14 protein-coding genes, 2 rRNA genes and 1 riboswitch are annotated in these 15,544 nt (G+C 67.3%); of the genes, 3 read left to right on the top strand and 13 right to left on the bottom strand.

What is annotated here, in order from left to right:
- Positions 1 to 189 precede the first annotated feature (189 nt).
- A 5S ribosomal RNA gene (gene rrf / locus BM031_RS24480) occupies positions 190 to 302 on the top strand.
- Positions 303 to 695: 393 nt separating this feature from the next.
- The gene (locus BM031_RS24475) at positions 696 to 2,003 is read left to right on the top strand and encodes a metallophosphoesterase (RefSeq protein WP_177207894.1); all 1,308 of its coding nucleotides are present in this window, start codon (positions 696 to 698) and stop codon (positions 2,001 to 2,003) included.
- On the opposite strand, the gene BM031_RS24470 is transcribed toward BM031_RS24475, so the two are convergent.
- The 13 genes from BM031_RS24470 to cobT all read right to left on the bottom strand — a co-directional run bounded on the left by BM031_RS24470 (position 1,997) and on the right by cobT (position 15,045).
- On the bottom strand, positions 1,997 to 3,472 hold the full coding sequence (locus BM031_RS24470; RefSeq protein ID WP_091877511.1) for a cobyric acid synthase: 1,476 nt from the start codon (positions 3,470 to 3,472) through the stop codon (positions 1,997 to 1,999). The two genes, BM031_RS24475 and BM031_RS24470, sit on opposite strands and share 7 nt — an antisense overlap.
- Positions 3,469 to 4,338, bottom strand: a complete 870-nt coding sequence (locus BM031_RS24465; protein WP_091877509.1) for a cobalamin-binding protein — start codon at positions 4,336 to 4,338, stop codon at positions 3,469 to 3,471. The genes BM031_RS24470 and BM031_RS24465 overlap by 4 nt, the downstream gene beginning before the upstream one ends.
- Entirely contained in the window at positions 4,335 to 5,315 is a 981-nt protein-coding gene (gene cobD / locus BM031_RS24460; protein ID WP_091877507.1) for a threonine-phosphate decarboxylase CobD, read from the bottom strand. Before cobD ends, BM031_RS24465 begins: the two co-directional genes overlap by 4 nt.
- Complete coding sequence (cbiB, locus tag BM031_RS24455; RefSeq protein WP_091877505.1) at positions 5,308 to 6,252, bottom strand: adenosylcobinamide-phosphate synthase CbiB; 945 nt, start codon at positions 6,250 to 6,252, stop codon at positions 5,308 to 5,310. The genes cobD and cbiB overlap by 8 nt, the downstream gene beginning before the upstream one ends.
- Positions 6,246 to 6,806, bottom strand: a complete 561-nt coding sequence (cobU, locus tag BM031_RS24450; RefSeq protein WP_091877503.1) for a bifunctional adenosylcobinamide kinase/adenosylcobinamide-phosphate guanylyltransferase — start codon at positions 6,804 to 6,806, stop codon at positions 6,246 to 6,248. Before cobU ends, cbiB begins: the two co-directional genes overlap by 7 nt.
- Complete coding sequence (locus BM031_RS24445) at positions 6,803 to 8,104, bottom strand: cobyrinic acid a,c-diamide synthase CobB (RefSeq protein ID WP_091877501.1); 1,302 nt, start codon at positions 8,102 to 8,104, stop codon at positions 6,803 to 6,805. Before BM031_RS24445 ends, cobU begins: the two co-directional genes overlap by 4 nt.
- Positions 8,104 to 8,730: a cob(I)yrinic acid a,c-diamide adenosyltransferase gene (gene cobO / locus BM031_RS24440; RefSeq protein WP_091877499.1), complete on the bottom strand. Its 627-nt coding sequence runs from the start codon at positions 8,728 to 8,730 to the stop codon at positions 8,104 to 8,106. The genes BM031_RS24445 and cobO overlap by 1 nt, the downstream gene beginning before the upstream one ends.
- Positions 8,727 to 9,500, bottom strand: a complete 774-nt coding sequence (locus tag BM031_RS24435) for an ABC transporter ATP-binding protein (RefSeq protein WP_091877497.1) — start codon at positions 9,498 to 9,500, stop codon at positions 8,727 to 8,729. Before BM031_RS24435 ends, cobO begins: the two co-directional genes overlap by 4 nt.
- 1 nt (position 9,501) lies before the next feature.
- Positions 9,502 to 10,524 carry a FecCD family ABC transporter permease gene (locus BM031_RS24430; protein ID WP_091877495.1) on the bottom strand — a complete coding sequence of 341 codons (1,023 nt, stop codon included), beginning with the start codon at positions 10,522 to 10,524 and terminating at the stop codon, positions 9,502 to 9,504.
- 23 nt (positions 10,525 to 10,547) lie between these two features.
- Positions 10,548 to 12,380 carry a TonB-dependent receptor domain-containing protein gene (locus BM031_RS24425; RefSeq protein ID WP_091877494.1) on the bottom strand — a complete coding sequence of 611 codons (1,833 nt, stop codon included), beginning with the start codon at positions 12,378 to 12,380 and terminating at the stop codon, positions 10,548 to 10,550.
- 66 nt (positions 12,381 to 12,446) lie between these two features.
- A riboswitch (cobalamin riboswitch) is annotated at positions 12,447 to 12,676 on the bottom strand.
- A 19-nt stretch (positions 12,677 to 12,695) separates the two neighbouring features.
- Complete coding sequence (locus tag BM031_RS24420) at positions 12,696 to 13,226, bottom strand: histidine phosphatase family protein (RefSeq protein ID WP_091877492.1); 531 nt, start codon at positions 13,224 to 13,226, stop codon at positions 12,696 to 12,698.
- 3 nt (positions 13,227 to 13,229) lie between these two features.
- Positions 13,230 to 14,009 (bottom strand): adenosylcobinamide-GDP ribazoletransferase, encoded by a 780-nt coding sequence (locus tag BM031_RS24415; protein ID WP_091877490.1) that lies wholly within the window; start codon positions 14,007 to 14,009, stop codon positions 13,230 to 13,232.
- Between the two features lies 1 nt (position 14,010).
- A complete protein-coding gene (cobT, locus tag BM031_RS24410) occupies positions 14,011 to 15,045 on the bottom strand; it encodes a nicotinate-nucleotide--dimethylbenzimidazole phosphoribosyltransferase (protein WP_091877488.1) in 1,035 nt (344 codons plus the stop codon).
- A 424-nt stretch (positions 15,046 to 15,469) separates the two neighbouring features.
- Here cobT and BM031_RS24405 point away from each other — a divergent pair.
- A 16S ribosomal RNA gene (locus BM031_RS24405) occupies positions 15,470 to 15,544 on the top strand; the annotation flags it as partial.

Here is a 15,544-nt window from a genome sequence, read left to right as displayed (position 1 = left end):
GCAGTAATGCATTAAGCTAACCAGTACTAATTGCCCGTACGGCTTGTCCCTATAACCTTGGTAGGATATAGAACAAGTCAGGAATACAGCTGCAAGTTTGTTGATACAGCTATCCCAAGAATAAAAAAAACTACTTCTTCCAGATTCAGAGTTTTTGACCAGTTGGTCAAAGACTCGTACAAGTCAAAGCCTGATGACCATAGCAAGTCGGTCCCACCCCTTCCCATCCCGAACAGGACCGTGAAACGACTTTGCGCCGATGATAGTGCTGCAACCAGTGTGAAAGTAGGTTATCGTCAGGCTAGTTATAAGAAAAAACCCGCAGAGTGATCTCTGCGGGTTTTTTTGCGTTTGTGTTTTGGGTATTCGGGCGTTATCGCATCAAGCGTGCGGTATCTCTGCTCGATGGAATTGGGGTGAACAATGCCAGTGGCATTGTTCACGCCTGCGCCGGAAGTCGTAGGCGCCAGTGGCGCGCACGACGTGCAGGGGGAGTTGGTCGGGAACGATGGGGTGGGCCTGCACACTATGAACCGTCGCACCCGCGCAGGCGGGTGCCCAAGTTGACCTTGCGTTTGCCGACTTTACGCGCGACGCATGTAATGACGTAAAGTGCCGCAAAGTGCATATGCATGTCAGTTAATACGTGCCTGCCCGCGTTACACTCATTGTTTTCCTGCCTATTCAAAATAACGATGAAGAAGACGCGCGCTTATCTTCTCCGTGGCCTCGCCATTACCGCATCCCTGCTGGTTGTCGCGGTGGGTATTGCGCTGGCCAATGCGGACATCGAACTGACCGAGTCCGGTAGCCACAAGCGCCTGCTGGTGCCGATTGGGGTTGCAACGGCCGGCATCCACACCTATGCCGGCACCGGTGACGCGGTACGGATTCCGGGCTTTCTCGATGGGCCGATCGTACGCAAGCATGCAGACGGCAGCTGGGCGGCGACCTGGTTTTGCGAGGACAAGGTCCATCACCTGAGCGGCAGAAGCGCCGACCTGAGCATCGATTGCGCGGGCAAGCGCCAAATGTTTCAGGTGTCGCGCGTGCCAACCGTGCCCAATTCGGTGTTCGATACGCCAGCCGACACCCTGATCATCAGCGACATCGAAGGCAATGCGCGTTTCCTCGACGCCGCGCTGAAGTCGCTCCAGGTGACCGACGACCAGGGTAACTGGCGCTACGGCGTCAATCACCTGGTGATCGCGGGCGATGCGGTCGACCGTGGCCGCGACGTCTTCGCGGTGCTGTGGCGCCTCTACACGCTCAGCCTGCAGGCGCAGGAAGCGGGCGGCGCCGTGCACCTCGTGCTCGGGAACCACGAACAGTATCTGCTGAGGGGGAACACATCGCGCGCGAACCGCGACCACCTGTATGCGCTCAATCGCATGGGCGGCCAGCCACAGGCATTCGGTCCGGATACGCTGATCGGCCGCTGGCTGCGCCTGCAACCGGTTGTCATCAAGAGCGGCAGGACGGTGATCACGCACGGCGGCGTCAGCCCGGTGGTGGCCGACAGCGGCTTCACCGTGAATAACATGAACAGCGCCATGCGGCGCTACTGGTCGGGCGACATGCCGACGAAAGCGGAGCTCGACTCGGTGATCGGCCCGGCCGGCGTGACGCAATACCGCGGCTACTTCCAGGCCGGCGAGGACCGCTACGCGCAGGCGACCCCCGGGCAGATCGGCGATGTCCTCGCCCACTTCGGCGCCAACACGATTATCGTCGGCCACACGCTGGTCGATGGCGTCACCGCCCTTCATGGCGGCAAGGTATGGGCAGTGGACGTCAACAGCAATACGGCGCGGCCGGAAGCGCTCCTGATCCGTAACGGCGAACCGGTCGTGGTCTCCACCGGCGTGGCCAGGCAGCTCGAAGAAGACAGCAAGCGACGCCTGACCCGGCCATTGAGCCTGTTCGATCCTGCCGACCTGGCGATGCTGAAAGGCCTGTTCACCTCGAACTACGCGCTGTCGCAGATCCCCCAGCCTTACTGAGCCGGCGCGGCGCGCTCCAGCACCGACAGCAGCCGCTCGAGCACCGGCGCGGTGGCGTCGGCGATGCGGTCCAGGCTCGCCTCGCGCAGTGCCGAGGTGTCGACCACGTGCCCGGTCTTGAGCCCGGCCCAGCGCAGCAGTGCGGCGCAGGCGGACGGGTGATCGAACACGCCGTGCAGGTAGGTGCCCAGTACCTGGCCATCCTCCGAGCACGCGCCTTCATGGCGGCCATCGATGACGAAGGCCGGCCGCCCCAATGCCGCACCGTTTGACACCCCCATGTGGATCTCGTAGCCGCGCACCTCCACCGGCGCGCCGCCCGCCAGCACGCCACTGCCGCTGACCTGCGCCAGGCGCTTTTCCTGCGCCAGTTCGGTGTCCAGGTCGAGCAGGCCAAGCGCCGGCGATGTCCCGGCGCCGCCCTCCACGCCGTGCGGGTCGGCGACCGTGCGGCCCAGCATCTGGAAGCCGCCGCAAATGCCGATCACTTTGCCGCCGTAGCGCAGGTGGCGCGCCAGGTAAGCGGGCCAGCCCTGCGACTGCAGCCAGGCCAGGTCGCCGCGCGTGTTCTTGCTGCCCGGGAGGATGACCAGGTCGGCGGCCGGCATCGGTTCGCCCGCGCGCACAAAGCGCAGGTCGACGTCCGGATGCGCGCGCAGTGCGTCGAAGTCGGTATGGTTGCTCATGCGCGGCAGGCTCGGGACCACGATGCGGAAGTGGCCGGTATTTTCCTGCGCCGGCTGCACCGCGTCTTCGGCGTCCAGGTACATGCCATGCAGGTAGGGCAGCACGCCGAGCACCGGCTTGCCGGTCTTTTCTTCGAGCCACGCCAGGCCCGGCTCCAGCAGCGAGATATCGCCACGGAAGCGGTTGATGACGAAACCAACGATGCGGGATCGCTCCGACGCCGACAGGCAGTCCAGCGTGCCGACGATGTGGGCGAACACGCCGCCGCGGTCGATGTCCGCCACCAGGATCACCGGGCAATCCACCGCCTCGGCAAAGCCCATGTTGGCGATGTCGCGGTCGCGCAGGTTGATCTCGGCCGGGCTTCCTGCGCCTTCGACCACGATCGCCTGGTACTGCGACAGCAGGCGCCCGTGCGATTCCAGCACCGCCGCCATCGCCACCGTCTTGTACTGGTGATAGTCGCGCGCATTCATCTCGGCCCGTACGCGGCCATGGATGATCACCTGCGCACCGGTGTCGCTCGAGGGCTTGAGCAGCACCGGGTTCATGTCGGTGTGCGGCTCGACGCCAGCGGCGATCGCCTGCAGCGCCTGGGCCCGGCCGATCTCGCCGCCGTCCTTCGTCACCGCGCTGTTGAGCGCCATGTTCTGCGGCTTGAAGGGCGCAACGTGCACGCCGCGGCGCAGGAGCAGGCGGCACAGGGCGGCCACCACCGTGCTCTTGCCCGCGTCGGACGTGGTTCCCTGCACCATCAGGGTACGGAAGGGCAGGCCGCTCATCGCGTGCGATGCTGGCGCGCCAGCTCGAGCTTCTCGCACATGACGGCTGTCCCGGCGATCATGCGCGGTCCCGCGCGGTTGAGCAGGTCGCCTTCCACGGTAAACAGGTTGTCGTTGCGCGTGGCGGTCAGCGTCGCATACGGCTTCCATAGGTTCACGCCGCCGTAGTTCTTCTCGGCGGTGCCGAAGATTGCCTCGGGGTCGGCCTGCAACACGCCTTCCACCGACACCACCGGCGCGGTCACGGGCAGCTTGTCGAAGATATTCTCGCCGCCACACAGGCGCAGCGCATCGGTAATGATGTGCTTTCCGCTGAGTGTGTAGAGCGGCTTGTCCCACACCTGGTAAAAAGTGCGCACCACCGGACGCGCGGCGTAGCGCGCACGCAGGCTGGCCAGCTGCTTGCGCAGCTCCGCGGCGACCACATTTGCCACGGCTTCGGTGCCCATCAACTGGCCGAGACGCGCCACGTTCAGTGGAATGCCCTCCAGGGTTTGCGGGTCGCTCAGGAATACCGGCACGCCGAGCTTGCGTACCATTTCGATCTGGCGCTCGGAAGCGTTGTGCATCCAGGCGACTACGAGGTCCGGCTTCATGCTGATGATCCGTTCGAGGTCGACCTCGCGGTTCGAACCGATGCGCGGGATGCTCTTGGCCGCTTCCGGATAGTCGCTGTAGCTCACTGCGCCCACGATATGGCTGCCGCCGCCGGCGGCGAACAGCAACTCGGTCACGTGCGGCGACATCGAGATGACCCGTGCCGCCGGCTTGTCCAGCGTGATCGCATTGCCGGCGTCGTCACGCACCGTGACTGCCCCGGCCAGCGGCGCCGCCAGGAAGGCCGCCAGTACCCACATTCGTTTCATCGTTTGCTCCATGTTTGAAGTGCGTCGTGCAGACGCTGCCATCCGGCTTCGTCCGGCGGCAATCCGAGGCGGATACCGCGCGCGGCATCGGTGAAGAGCCGGCACCAGATGCCGTGGCGCGCCAGATGCGCGTGAAAGGCTTCCGGCTGCGCTTCCTGCCACCAGTAGAACAGCGGCGTTCCCGCTGCGTGGATGCCATGCGCGTCCAGCATGTGGTGCATGCGCAGGCGCGAGGCCAGCAGGCTGCCCCTGGTGGCACGCTGCCAGCCTGTATCGCGCAGCGCCCGCAAGGCAACTGCCTGCGCGGGGCCGCTCACAGCCCATGGTCCCAGCAGCTCGGCCAGCGCCGCCAGCGTCGGCGCATCCGCCGCGACGAATCCCAGCCGCAGCCCGGCCAGCCCGAAGAACTTGCCGACCGAGCGCAGCACGATGAGTCCCGGCTGGCCGGCATGCGCCGCGACGCCCAGCGCTGGCTCGGTGTCCCCGAAGGCTTCATCGACCACCAGCCAGCCGCCGCGCGCAGCCAGCCGTGCGGCCCAGTCCAGCAGACGCGCGGGCGGGATCGTTTCGCCGGTGGGATTGTTTGGATTGACGACGACCACTACGTCGCTGGTATCGACCGCGCCATCGAGCTCCGCATACCTGGCCAGCCGCAGGGCGTGCCCGTGCTGCCCCCACGCGTGCGCGTGCTCGGCATACGAGGGCGCCGACACCGTGACCCGCGACGCGGGCCGCAGCCGCGGCAGCGCCTGGATCGCCGCCTGGGTTCCCGCGACCGGCAGCAGCGTGGGGGCGCCATAGTAGGCACAGGCGGCGAGCACCAGTTCCGGATCCGGCTCGGGCAGGCGATGCCATGCGTCTGCAGGGAGCGCCGGCACCGGATAACCATGCGGATTGATGCCGGTCGACAGATCGATCCAGTCGTCATGGCCGTACAGGCGCGCGGCCTCGCGCAGTTTGCCGCCGTGTTCAAGCATGCGGCGCCGCCACGATGGCAATCACGGCTGCACCGCAGGCGAGAACAAGCCAGAGAAAGGTCGTGTCCAGGACCAGCCGCCACGCTCGCACGATGTCGGCCGCGGTGGCGGCGGGCCCCGTGCCCAGCGGCGGACGCTGTTCCACCTGTCCCTCGTATACCGCCGCGCCGCCGAGCGACACCCCGAGCGCGCCAGCGCCGCTGGCCATCACCGGCCCGGCGTTCGGGCTGCTCCATGTGGGTGCCTGCGTGCGCCAGCATCGCCACGCGCGGCCGCGCGCGGTCCCGGCCAGCAGCACATACGACAGCGCGGTCAGCCGCGCCGGCACATAGTTCAAGACGTCGTCGATCCGTGCGGCCGTGCGGCCGAACAGCATGAAGCGTTCGTTGCGGTAGCCCCACATCGCGTCGAGCGTATTCGCAAGCCGGAACAGCACGGCGCCGGCGCCGCCCGCAACCATGAACCAGAACAGGGTGCCGAACACCGCATCGTTTCCGTTCTCCAGCAGCGACTCGGCGCCGGCCTTGGCCAGGTCCGGCTCCAGCGCATCCTGCGTATCGCGGCTGACGATCCACGAGGTGCGGGTGCGCGCGGTGGCCAGGTCGCCCGCACGCAAGGCGTCGACGATCGGCATCGCATGGTCGCGCAGGCTGCGCAGCCCGATGCAGGCAACAAGCAGGACCGCGTGCAGCCAGAGGCCGGCATGCTCCGCCGCCCACCAGGACAGCGCAGCCAGCGGCAGCACCGCCAGCGTCCAGGCCAGGGCGCCGCGCACCCATCGGCGGCCGCCACGGTTCAGGGCCAGCTCGATGCGCGTGGCCACGTTGCCGAATCCGGTCAGCGGATGCCAGCGCCGCGGCTCGCCCAGCAGCAGGTCGAGCAGCACGCCCGCAACCAGCAGGCCGGCGAGCTGCGGCAGCGACAGGCCAGTCAGCATGCGCTGCCTTTCAGGACCAGCGGCAGGCCGGCGGCGACGAATACCGCGCGGTCGGCGCGCGCGGCCACGGCCTGGTTGAGCCGTCCCGCTTCGTCGGCAAAGCAGCGCGACACCGCGCCCCAGGGCACGATGCCCATGCCGACTTCGTTCGAGACAAACACGATGTCGCCGGGAAGGCCGCCGTCCAGCAGCTCCAGCAGCGCCGCACGCTCCTGGTGGAAGCGCTGGGGCAGGGTGACCTCGCCCACGTCCGGCCAGGCGCGTCCATCGCTGAACAGCAGGTTGCTCAGCCAGAGCGTGAGGCAATCGACCAGCACCAGGCGCTGCGGCGCGCAGTGTTCGCGCAATACGTCCGCCAGTGCAAGCTCTTCCTCGACCGTCCGCCACTGGGGCGGGCGGCGTTCGCGGTGGTGGGCAATGCGGGCGGCCATCTCCATGTCGCCGGCGCGCGACGTGGCGACGTAGACGACCGCCTTGCCCGAGTCCTGCGCCAGCCGTTCGGCGTAGGCGCTCTTGCCCGAACGTGCGCCGCCAAGTACCAGCGACAAGCTCACGGCGCGGCTCCCCCGAGCAGCGCAGCGACTGCCGGCGGATTCGACGGGAAGTAGGCGTGGAAGTAGGACGCGGTCAGCGACCCGACGCGGTACTGGGCTTCGCCTTCCGACCCGGTACTGGTCTTGACGGCATGTGCCTGCGCCGGCGCCGGAGTGTCGAAATGCGAGTAATGGAAGGTGTGGCCGCGCAGCGGGCCCTGGGCCGTCGGCATGGCTTGCGCGCCCAGGCCGCCCAGGCGCGGCTGCATGCGCACCTCGCCCGGCAGCAGGCCGGCCATCGGCCAGCGCTTTCCATCCTTGTCGGTCAGTCCCTCTGCCACCGCCATCATGCCGCCGCATTCGGCCAGGATCGGTGTGCTCCTGGCGTGTGCGTCCCTGATCGACGCTTGCCAGTGCGCGGCCTGGGCCAGCGCTTCGCAGTGCAGTTCCGGGTAACCGCCGGGCAGGAAGACGGCATCGGCGTCGCCCGGCACCGGTTCATCGGCCAGCGGCGAGAAGTAGCGCAGGCTTGCCCCCATTTTCTCCAGCAGGTCGAGGTTGGCCGGGTAGAGGAAGCAGAAGGCCGCATCGCGCGCAATGGCAACGGTGCGCCCTTCCAGCACCGGCTCGACGTCCTGCCATTCGGGCGCCGACTGCGCCAGGACGGGCAGCGCCTTCCACGCCTTGTCGTTGAAGTGCAGCTCGTCGGCCAGTTTGTCGAGCAGGGCTTCCAGTCCTTCGACTTCATCCGGCAGGACCAGCCCGAGGTGGCGTTCCGGGAGCGGGCGCTCCTGGCGCGGCAGCCAGCCCACCAGCGGGATGTCGCGCAGCGACGAAGCCACCATGCCGGCATGCCGCTCGCCGGCCACGCGGTTGGCGACCACGCCGGCCAGATCCACCGGCCCGTAGTCGCGCAGCCCGCGCGCCACCGCACCGGTGGTCTGCGCCATGGCCGAGGCGTCGATCACCGCCAGCACCGGCACGCCGAACTCGCGCGCCAGGTCGGCCGCCGAGGGCGAGCCGTCGTACAGGCCCATCACGCCTTCGATCAGGATCGCATCGGTCTCGCGCGCCGCGTCGTGCAGGTGGCGCCGGCACTCGTCGATGCCGACCATCCACAGGTCGAGTGTGTGGACCGGCGCGCCGGAAGCGCGCTCGAGCAGCATCGGGTCGATGAAGTCGGGCCCGCATTTGAAGACGCGCACGCGCAGGCCCTGGCGCAACAGCTTGCGTGCGAGTGCGGCGGTAACGCTGGTCTTGCCCTGGCCGGATGCCATGGCCGCGACCAGCACCGCGCGGGCGCCGGTATCCCGGTCCATCACCACTCCGTCCCGGCTTGCGCCGCAATGCCCGCCTTGAAAGCGTGCTTGACCACGTTCATCTCGGTCACCGTGTCGGCCACCGCCACCAGTTCCGGCGGCGCCGCGCGGCCGGTCACGACCACGTGCTGCATCACCGGGCGGTCGAGCAGGTCGGCGATCACGGTGTGCACGTCCAGGTAATGGTATTTCAGGGCGATGTTCAATTCGTCCAGCACCACCATGCCGACGCCGGGGTCGCGCAGGAAGGTCTTCGCCTGTTCCCACGCGTCGAGTGCCTTGGCGATGTCGCGTTCGCGGTTTTGCGTCTCCCAGGTATAGCCTTCGCCCATTGCATGGAAGCTGACTTCGTCCGGGAAGCGGCGCAGGAATTTTTCCTCGCCGGTGGACATCGCGCCCTTGATGAACTGGACCACGCCCACCTTTATGCCGTGGCCCAGCGCCCGTGCGACCATCCCGAACGCGCTCGAGCTCTTGCCCTTGCCGTTGCCGGTATTGACGATGATGATGCCGATCTCCTTGTCGGCGGCCGCGATCTTGGCGTCGATCACGGCCTTCTTGCGCTCCATGCGCTGGCGGTGGCGCTCGTTGAGCGCTTCGATCTCGTGTGGGGTCATGTCGTTCATGCGGAAGCCTCGAAGGGAATGAAGATGCGCCGGCCGCCGTGTTCGACCATGTCGATCGGGTGGCCGAGGAAGTCGCCCAGCAGGGCCGGCTGCATGGTGTCGGCGACCAGGCCGGCATGCCAGCGGCCGTCGCCCATCAGCAGCAGGGCATGGGTGGAAATGCGGTAGGCGAGGTTCAGGTCGTGGCCGATCATGACCACGGTCTTGCCCTGATCGCGGCACAGGCGCGCCAGCAGGCCCATGACGCTGACCTGGTGCGCCAGGTCGAGCGCGTTGGCCGGCTCGTCGAGCAGCAGCAGCGGCGTATCCTGGGCCAGCATGGCCGCGATGGCGACGCGCTGGCGCTCGCCGCCAGACAGCGTGCGCACGTCGCGCGCCGCCAGGTCCTCCACTTCCATCGCCGCCAGGGCGTTCAGGGCGGCCTGGTGGTCGTCGCTGCCTTCCCAGTAGTGGCCGGCGTGGTAGGGGTGGCGCGCCGACAGTACGGTGTCGATCACGCTGTAGGCGAAGGCGTCGTGGCGCGATTGTGCCAGGAAGGCGCGCTGGCGCGCCAGTTCCTCGGGCGCCCAGGCGTCCAGCGCGCGCCCGCCCACCAGCACGGCGCCGCCGCTTGGCGCGCGCAGGCCGGCCAGGGTGCGCAGCAGGGTGCTCTTGCCGGCGCCGTTGCGGCCAATGATGCTCCAGCATTGGCCGGGGTGCGCGGCCCAGTCGAGCCGGCGCACCAGCGTGCGCGCGCCCACGTGCAGGTCGAGGTGTTCGGTCTGGATCATCTTATCTCCGCAGCCGGTGCAGCTGGTACAGGAACACCGGCGCGCCGATGATCGCAGTGATCGCACCCACCGGCAGCTGCTGCGGCGCGATGATGGTGCGCGCCAGCGTATCGCACAGGACGAGAAAACTGCCGCCCACCAGCACCGCGGCCGGGACCAGTACCCGGTGGTCGGGGCCGAAGGCGAAGCGGCAGGCATGCGGCACGATCAGCCCGACGAAGCCGACCGAGCCGGCGCTGGTGACGGCGCTGGCGGTCAGCACGCCCGAAATAAAGAACAGTCCCTTGCGTAGCCGGCCGACGCGGATGCCGAGCGTGGCCGCGGCTTCCGCATGCAGCGCGACCACGTTCATGGCGCGCGCGCTGCGCATGGCGTACCACAGCGCGGCGCCGAGGATCAGCCACGGCGCCAGGCGCAGCGGCGCGCCGGCCAGGTCGCCGATCATCCAGAAGATCATGCTGCGCAGGCGGCCTTCCGGCGCGATCGACAGCATCAGGGTCACCAGGGCCATGCAGGCCGATGACAGGATCACGCCGGTCAGCAGCAGCATCGAGGCGCCGCCTTCGGCCGCCAGCCCGCCGCGCAGGTCGCGCCGGGCCAGCAGGTAGAGCAGCATCGACACCGCCACCGCACCGCCCAGCGCGGCCAGGTCGACCACGATGGCGGCGGCCATCACGAGCAGCGCAAGCAGGGCGCCAACCGAGGCGCCGGCCGAGATGCCCAGCACGTACGGGTCGGCAAGCGGGTTGCGCAGCAGCGCCTGCATCATCACCCCGGCCAGTGCCAGCGCCCCGCCGGTGACGAAGGCGGTGAGTGCGCGGCCGGCGCGCAGCTCGATCAGCGAGGCCGCCAGCGAGCCGGTTCCGCCCTGCGCCAGCTGGCGCAGGGCGTCCGGCATGTCGGCCAGCGGCACGGCGATCGAGCCGGTCATGCTGGACAACAGCAGGCTGGCGATGGCGCACAACAGCAGCGTGCCGATGACGAGCATGGCGCGCCGTTGCTGTAGATGGGCAGGATGATGCATGCGTTTCCTTCTGTTTGCGCCGGTCAGCGGATGCCGTAGCGCAGGGCCGCGAACCAGGTGCGTCCGCTCGTCCCGTAATTGCGGGCCAGTTCATACTGCTTGCCCGCGGCATTGTTGACCCGGGCCAGCAGCGAGATATCCGGCGTGATGTGCCAAATAGTGTACAGGTTGAGCAGGCCGTAGCCACCCAGTCGGCGCGCATTGGCGGCGTCGTCGAAACGCTCTCCGGACAGCTGCAGTTCGGCGCCGGCCTCGAACGCGCCCATGCTGGTGTCGGCGGCGAAGCTGGCGTGCTGCTTGGCGCGGCGGGCCAGGCGCTTGCCGGTGGTCTCGTCCTTCGGGTCCTGCCAATCCAGGCTGGCGCGCAGGTTGACGTCCTTGATGCGCGCCTGCCCGGCCAGCGTCAGGCCTTCGAGCGTCGCTTCGTTGACGTTGTAGGCGCAGCTGCCGGTGCGCATGCCGGGGCACGGGGTGGCGGAGACGATCATGTCGGTCAGGCGGTTGCGGAACCAGGTGGCGTCGAGCTGCACGCCGCCGGCGTCGTAGCGCAGGCCGGCCTCCAGGTTGCGGCCTTTTTCCGGACGGTTGGTCGGCAGGCCGTAGCCGGGGTAGTACAGCTCGTTGAAGGTAGGCGCGCGGAAGCTCGAACCGAGGCTGGCGGTGGCGCGCAGGCCGCGGCCGAAGTCGTAGCCATAGCCGGCGGCGCCGGTATTGCGGTTGCCGTAGACCGAGCGGTCCTGGCGCGCGCTGGCATCGAACAGGTGGCTGCCGCGCCTGGCCGAGTAGGTCGCTGCATAGGCGTTGGTGATGCGGGTGCGCGACAGGGCGGCGGTGGAACTCGACCCGACCTCTTCCTGGCGGTGGCTGTAGAGCAGCTGCAGGGTGTCGGCGCCGAGGGCGATGGCGTTCTGCCAGGTGAATTCATCCTGCTGGGTGTCGATCTGGCTGGCGCCCGAGGCCGCGGCGCTCGTGAAGCTGCCCAGCTTGTCGTTCGAGCGTGCGAACTGCACGGTGCTGCGCCAGTTCGGCAAGAGCTGGTTGCTCATGTAGACGGCGGCCGTGTCGAGGTCCTGGTCGTTGCGGGTGTCGTAGGCGCCGGCGCCGCTGTCGTACTGGGCGCCGAGTTCGCTGTGCAGGAACTGGACGCCAAGCTCGTGGCCCGGGGCGATGCGCATCGACAGCTGGCCATTGGCGTTGCGGCGGCGGTAGCCATCGTCGTCCGGGTTGAAGCCGAAGGCGCCGGGGCGGGTGGCCGAGAAGCCGTCGGCATCTTCATGGCCGGCGCTGAAGGCATAGCGGAAGGCGCCGCTGGAGCCGTGCACGCTGGCGTCGAGCGTGCGCGTGGCGTTGCTGCCGGCGCCCACCGCGCCGCTGGCGACCGGGCCGCCTTCGCCCTTGCGGGTGAAGATCTGGATCACGCCGCCGATGGCGTCGGCGCCGTACAGGGTGCTGAGCGGGCCGTAGACGATTTCGATGCGCTCGATGGCGCCCAGCGGTACCGCGTTCCATGCGGCGACGCCGCTGGTGGACGAGCCCACCCGAACGCCGTCGAGCAGGACGACCACGCCGTTGCTGTTGGCGCCGCGCAGGAACACGCTTGTGGCGGCGCCCGCGCTGCCGTTGCGGGTGATCTCGATGCCGCGCTGGCGCTGCAGGACGTCGGCGACCGAACCGGCGCCGGAGCGCGCGATTTCTTCGGCGTGGATCACGGTGGTGTCCGCGATGACGTCGGTCGCACGCTGCGGCAGGCGGTTGGCGGTGACGACGACGGCGTCGAGGGTTTGGGCGAAGGAAGGCGAAGCAATGGCGAATGCGAGCGACAGCGCGGCCGCGAGCCGTGTTACAGGAAGGTTCATTGAAATGTTCACATCAAAGACAACCAGCCGACGTCCCCGTTGGCCAGATTGAACAGAAACGCGCGCACGCGTTTCCACCTTTTGGCCGGTATCCGGGCTGGCAAGTGTGGCCGTCCGACCTTCCCATGCGATTCGCACAGTGGTCATGGAAGACGGTTTGCCGCGTTACAGATCGAACGCGGTACTTGCTGACCGTTGCGGGGGCAGCACACGTGGGCCTTGTGAGAAGGCTTCGTGTTTCCCGTTTAACTACGGCTGTGAACACAGCCGCGAGCACCAAAACGCCGCCATTATACGTTCGATGGCGAGCTGTTGTCAGTCTTTCAGCACGATCACTTCGCCGTAGCCGATGCGATGCGGGCTGGACGCGGCGCGCAAGGCGGCTTGTTCGATGCTGCCGCCGGCGTGCAGGCAAGCCAGCAGGCGCATGGTGCCGGCATGGCAGACGAGGAGGGCAGGAGTGCGCAATCCGGCGCGGAAGGCGGCCACGCGCCGGGCCACGTCGCGCACGTTCTCGCCGCCGCCGGGGCGATAGTCCAACAGGTCGGCCGCCCACGCATCGACCTCGGCGCGCGGGATCGCATCCCATCCGCGCATTTCCCAGGCGCCGAAATCCATTTCGGCCAGCCGTGCGTCGAAGGTGACGGGAGTGCCGAGCTGGCGGGCGAGATCGGCGCAGCGTTGCAAGGGACTGGCGTAGACCGGCAGCGTGCCGGGCAGGCCGGCTGCGCGCAGTATTTCGGCCACGCGAGCGGTTTCGGCGCTTGGAGAGGCGACGTCGGTCCTGCCATAGCAGATGCCGGCTTCGATGGCCGGCTGCGGATGGCGGACCAGGACCAGCTGCATGGCCTAGGCGAGCGCGCCGTGGCCGAGCGTGGCCAGGATGGCGATGTACATCACGGCTTCGGACAGCTGCTGGACGGCGCCAAGGCAGTCGCCGGTGTAGCCGCCGATTCGGCTGGAGAATTTGCGGGCCAGCCACCAGGTGGCGGCGCCGCCCGCCAGCACCGCCGCGAGCAGGGCGCGCAGGTCGATCGCACCGGTCGCCAGCAGGATGACGGCCGCCATCGCGGCCGTCACTGCCGCGATGCCGAATTCGCTCGTCGTCATGCGCTCGGCCAGCGGCTTGGCCTTGCCTTCGGCGCGCGCATACTCCATGCGCCAGATGAGCGAGGTCGCCGCGAGGCGCGACAACGGATGGGCGAGCAACAGCGCACCGATGGCGCTGGCCGGCGGCAGCATCGCCAGCGCAGTGCACTTCGTTCCCAGCATGCACACGACCCCGATGGCGCCATAGGCGCCGACGCGCGAGTCCTTCATGATCTCCAATACCCGCTCTTTTGTCATGCCGCCGCCCAGCCCATCGCAGGCGTCGGCGAAGCCGTCTTCGTGGAAAGCGCCGGTGGCGTAGATGGTGGCCGCAGTGGACAGCACGGCAGCCACCGGCGCCGGCAGGACGGTGGCCGCCGCGGCGTACACGCTGGCGGCGATGGCGCCCACCACGATGCCCACCAGCGGGAAGTAGCGCGACGCATGGTGCAGCCACTCGTGCTTGAAACCGACCCAGCGCGGGATCGGCAGGCGGGTAAAGAACTGCAGCGCGATGAAGAACAGGCGGATCTGCTGCATCTTATGCTGCGCTGGTGCTGACCTGCGCAGAAGCGAAGGTCGCCATCTGGTTGAGGAAGTTCGCGGCGGCGTGCAGCAGGGGCAGGGCCAGGGCGCTGCCGGTGCCTTCGCCCAGGCGCAGGCCGAGATCGAGCAGCGGCCGAGCGCCGAGCACATCGAGCATCAGGCGGTGGCCGGTTTCGTTCGAGCAGTGGGCGAAGACGCAGTAATCGAGGATGGACGGTTGCAGGCGGGCGGCGACCAGCAGCGCGCTGGTCACGATGAAGCCATCGATCAGCAGGACTTTGCGCAGTTCCGCAGCCTTGAGCATGGCGGCGGCCATCATCGCGATTTCGAAACCGCCGAAAGTGGCCAGCACGTCGAGTGGATCGGTGGCGCCGGCATGCTTGTGGACGGCGGCGGCGATGACCTGCTGCTTGCGCTGGACGCCGTCGGCAGAAAGGCCAGTACCCGCACCGACGCATTGCGACAACGGCAGCCCGGTCAGCTTGTGCATGATGGCCGCGGCGGCGGTCGTGTTCCCGATCCCCATTTCGCCGAAGCCGACGACGTTACCGGGCAGGTCGCGTACCAGGGCCATGCCGTGCCCGAACGCGGTCTCCAGTTCGGCGCGCGACATCGCCGGCTCGAGCGCGAAGTTGCGGGTGCCGGGGGCAAGCTTGCGATCAATCAGGCCGGCCCGTGGACCGAATACATGGTTCACGCCCGCGTCGATGACATGCAGCGCGCAATGATTCTGGCGGGCGAAGACGTTGATCGCAGCGCCATCGGCCAGGAAGTTCTCCACCATTTGCCAGGTCACATCCTGCGGATAGGCCGATACGCCCTCCGCGACAACGCCGTGGTCGCCGGCGAACACCAGGATGGAGGGATCCTGGATATGAACGCTCACCGAGCGCTGGATCAGGCCCAGCTGGGCAGCGAGGCTTTCGAGCCGGCCGAGGCTGCCGAGGGGCTTCGTCTTGTTATTGATCGCGTCCGCCAACGCTTGTGAAAGGGCGGTGTCGGCGGTCGGTGCGATGTGGGGAAGTTTCATTACCAAGTAGATAAGGTGGAAAAAAGGCGACGATAACATAGTCGCGGGCATTGTCAGTCCGGCCGCGATTTGCTATAGTTCTGCTCCTCCGACGCAGTAGCAGCTGTTAAAGCAGCGAAGCGAAGGAAAAGAGGGAGTTGACGAGAAGCACGAAGCACTGCATAATCTCACCTCTCTGCTGCTGACGAACACAACGCTTCGCCAGATACAGCAAGGCAGTACCGAATACCGTTCTTTAACAATCAACAGTCGATAAGTGTGGGCGTTTGATGAAGGTGCCAGTGACTTCGGTCACTGATTACTTAAATTATCAAATGTTCACAAAAGTATTAAGCGTTGTCTCAGCAATGGGATGACGGTCAGTATCTTGAGTGAGCGACCTACCAGCAATGGTAGTGACACGAAAGTGTCAAAAACAGAGATTAAACTGAAGAGTTTGATCCTGGCTCAGATTGAACGCTGGCGGCATGCTTTACACATGCAAGTCGAACGGCAGCGC

This window comes from Massilia yuzhufengensis, from assembly GCF_900112225.1.
Classification (GTDB): domain Bacteria; phylum Pseudomonadota; class Gammaproteobacteria; order Burkholderiales; family Burkholderiaceae_D; genus Telluria; species Telluria yuzhufengensis.
This window is presented reverse-complemented; position numbering and strand designations above follow the sequence as displayed.

Excerpts from the sequence above, each read along its gene's own strand:
- BM031_RS24475 (WP_177207894.1), top strand. The coding sequence starts at position 696 with ATGAAGAAGACGCGCGCTTATCTTCTCCGTGGCCTCGCCATTACCGCA.
- BM031_RS24470 (WP_091877511.1), bottom strand. The coding sequence starts at position 3,472 with ATGAGCGGCCTGCCCTTCCGTACCCTGATGGTGCAGGGAACCACGTCC.
- BM031_RS24465 (WP_091877509.1), bottom strand. The coding sequence starts at position 4,338 with ATGAAACGAATGTGGGTACTGGCGGCCTTCCTGGCGGCGCCGCTGGCC.
- cobD (WP_091877507.1), bottom strand. The coding sequence starts at position 5,315 with ATGCTTGAACACGGCGGCAAACTGCGCGAGGCCGCGCGCCTGTACGGC.
- cbiB (WP_091877505.1), bottom strand. The coding sequence starts at position 6,252 with ATGCTGACTGGCCTGTCGCTGCCGCAGCTCGCCGGCCTGCTGGTTGCG.
- BM031_RS24445 (WP_091877501.1), bottom strand. The coding sequence starts at position 8,104 with ATGGACCGGGATACCGGCGCCCGCGCGGTGCTGGTCGCGGCCATGGCA.
- cobO (WP_091877499.1), bottom strand. The coding sequence starts at position 8,730 with ATGAACGACATGACCCCACACGAGATCGAAGCGCTCAACGAGCGCCAC.
- BM031_RS24435 (WP_091877497.1), bottom strand. The coding sequence starts at position 9,500 with ATGATCCAGACCGAACACCTCGACCTGCACGTGGGCGCGCGCACGCTG.
- BM031_RS24430 (WP_091877495.1), bottom strand. The coding sequence starts at position 10,524 with ATGCATCATCCTGCCCATCTACAGCAACGGCGCGCCATGCTCGTCATC.
- BM031_RS24425 (WP_091877494.1), bottom strand. The coding sequence starts at position 12,380 with ATGAACCTTCCTGTAACACGGCTCGCGGCCGCGCTGTCGCTCGCATTC.
- BM031_RS24420 (WP_091877492.1), bottom strand. The coding sequence starts at position 13,226 with ATGCAGCTGGTCCTGGTCCGCCATCCGCAGCCGGCCATCGAAGCCGGC.
- BM031_RS24415 (WP_091877490.1), bottom strand. The coding sequence starts at position 14,009 with ATGCAGCAGATCCGCCTGTTCTTCATCGCGCTGCAGTTCTTTACCCGC.
- cobT (WP_091877488.1), bottom strand. The coding sequence starts at position 15,045 with ATGAAACTTCCCCACATCGCACCGACCGCCGACACCGCCCTTTCACAA.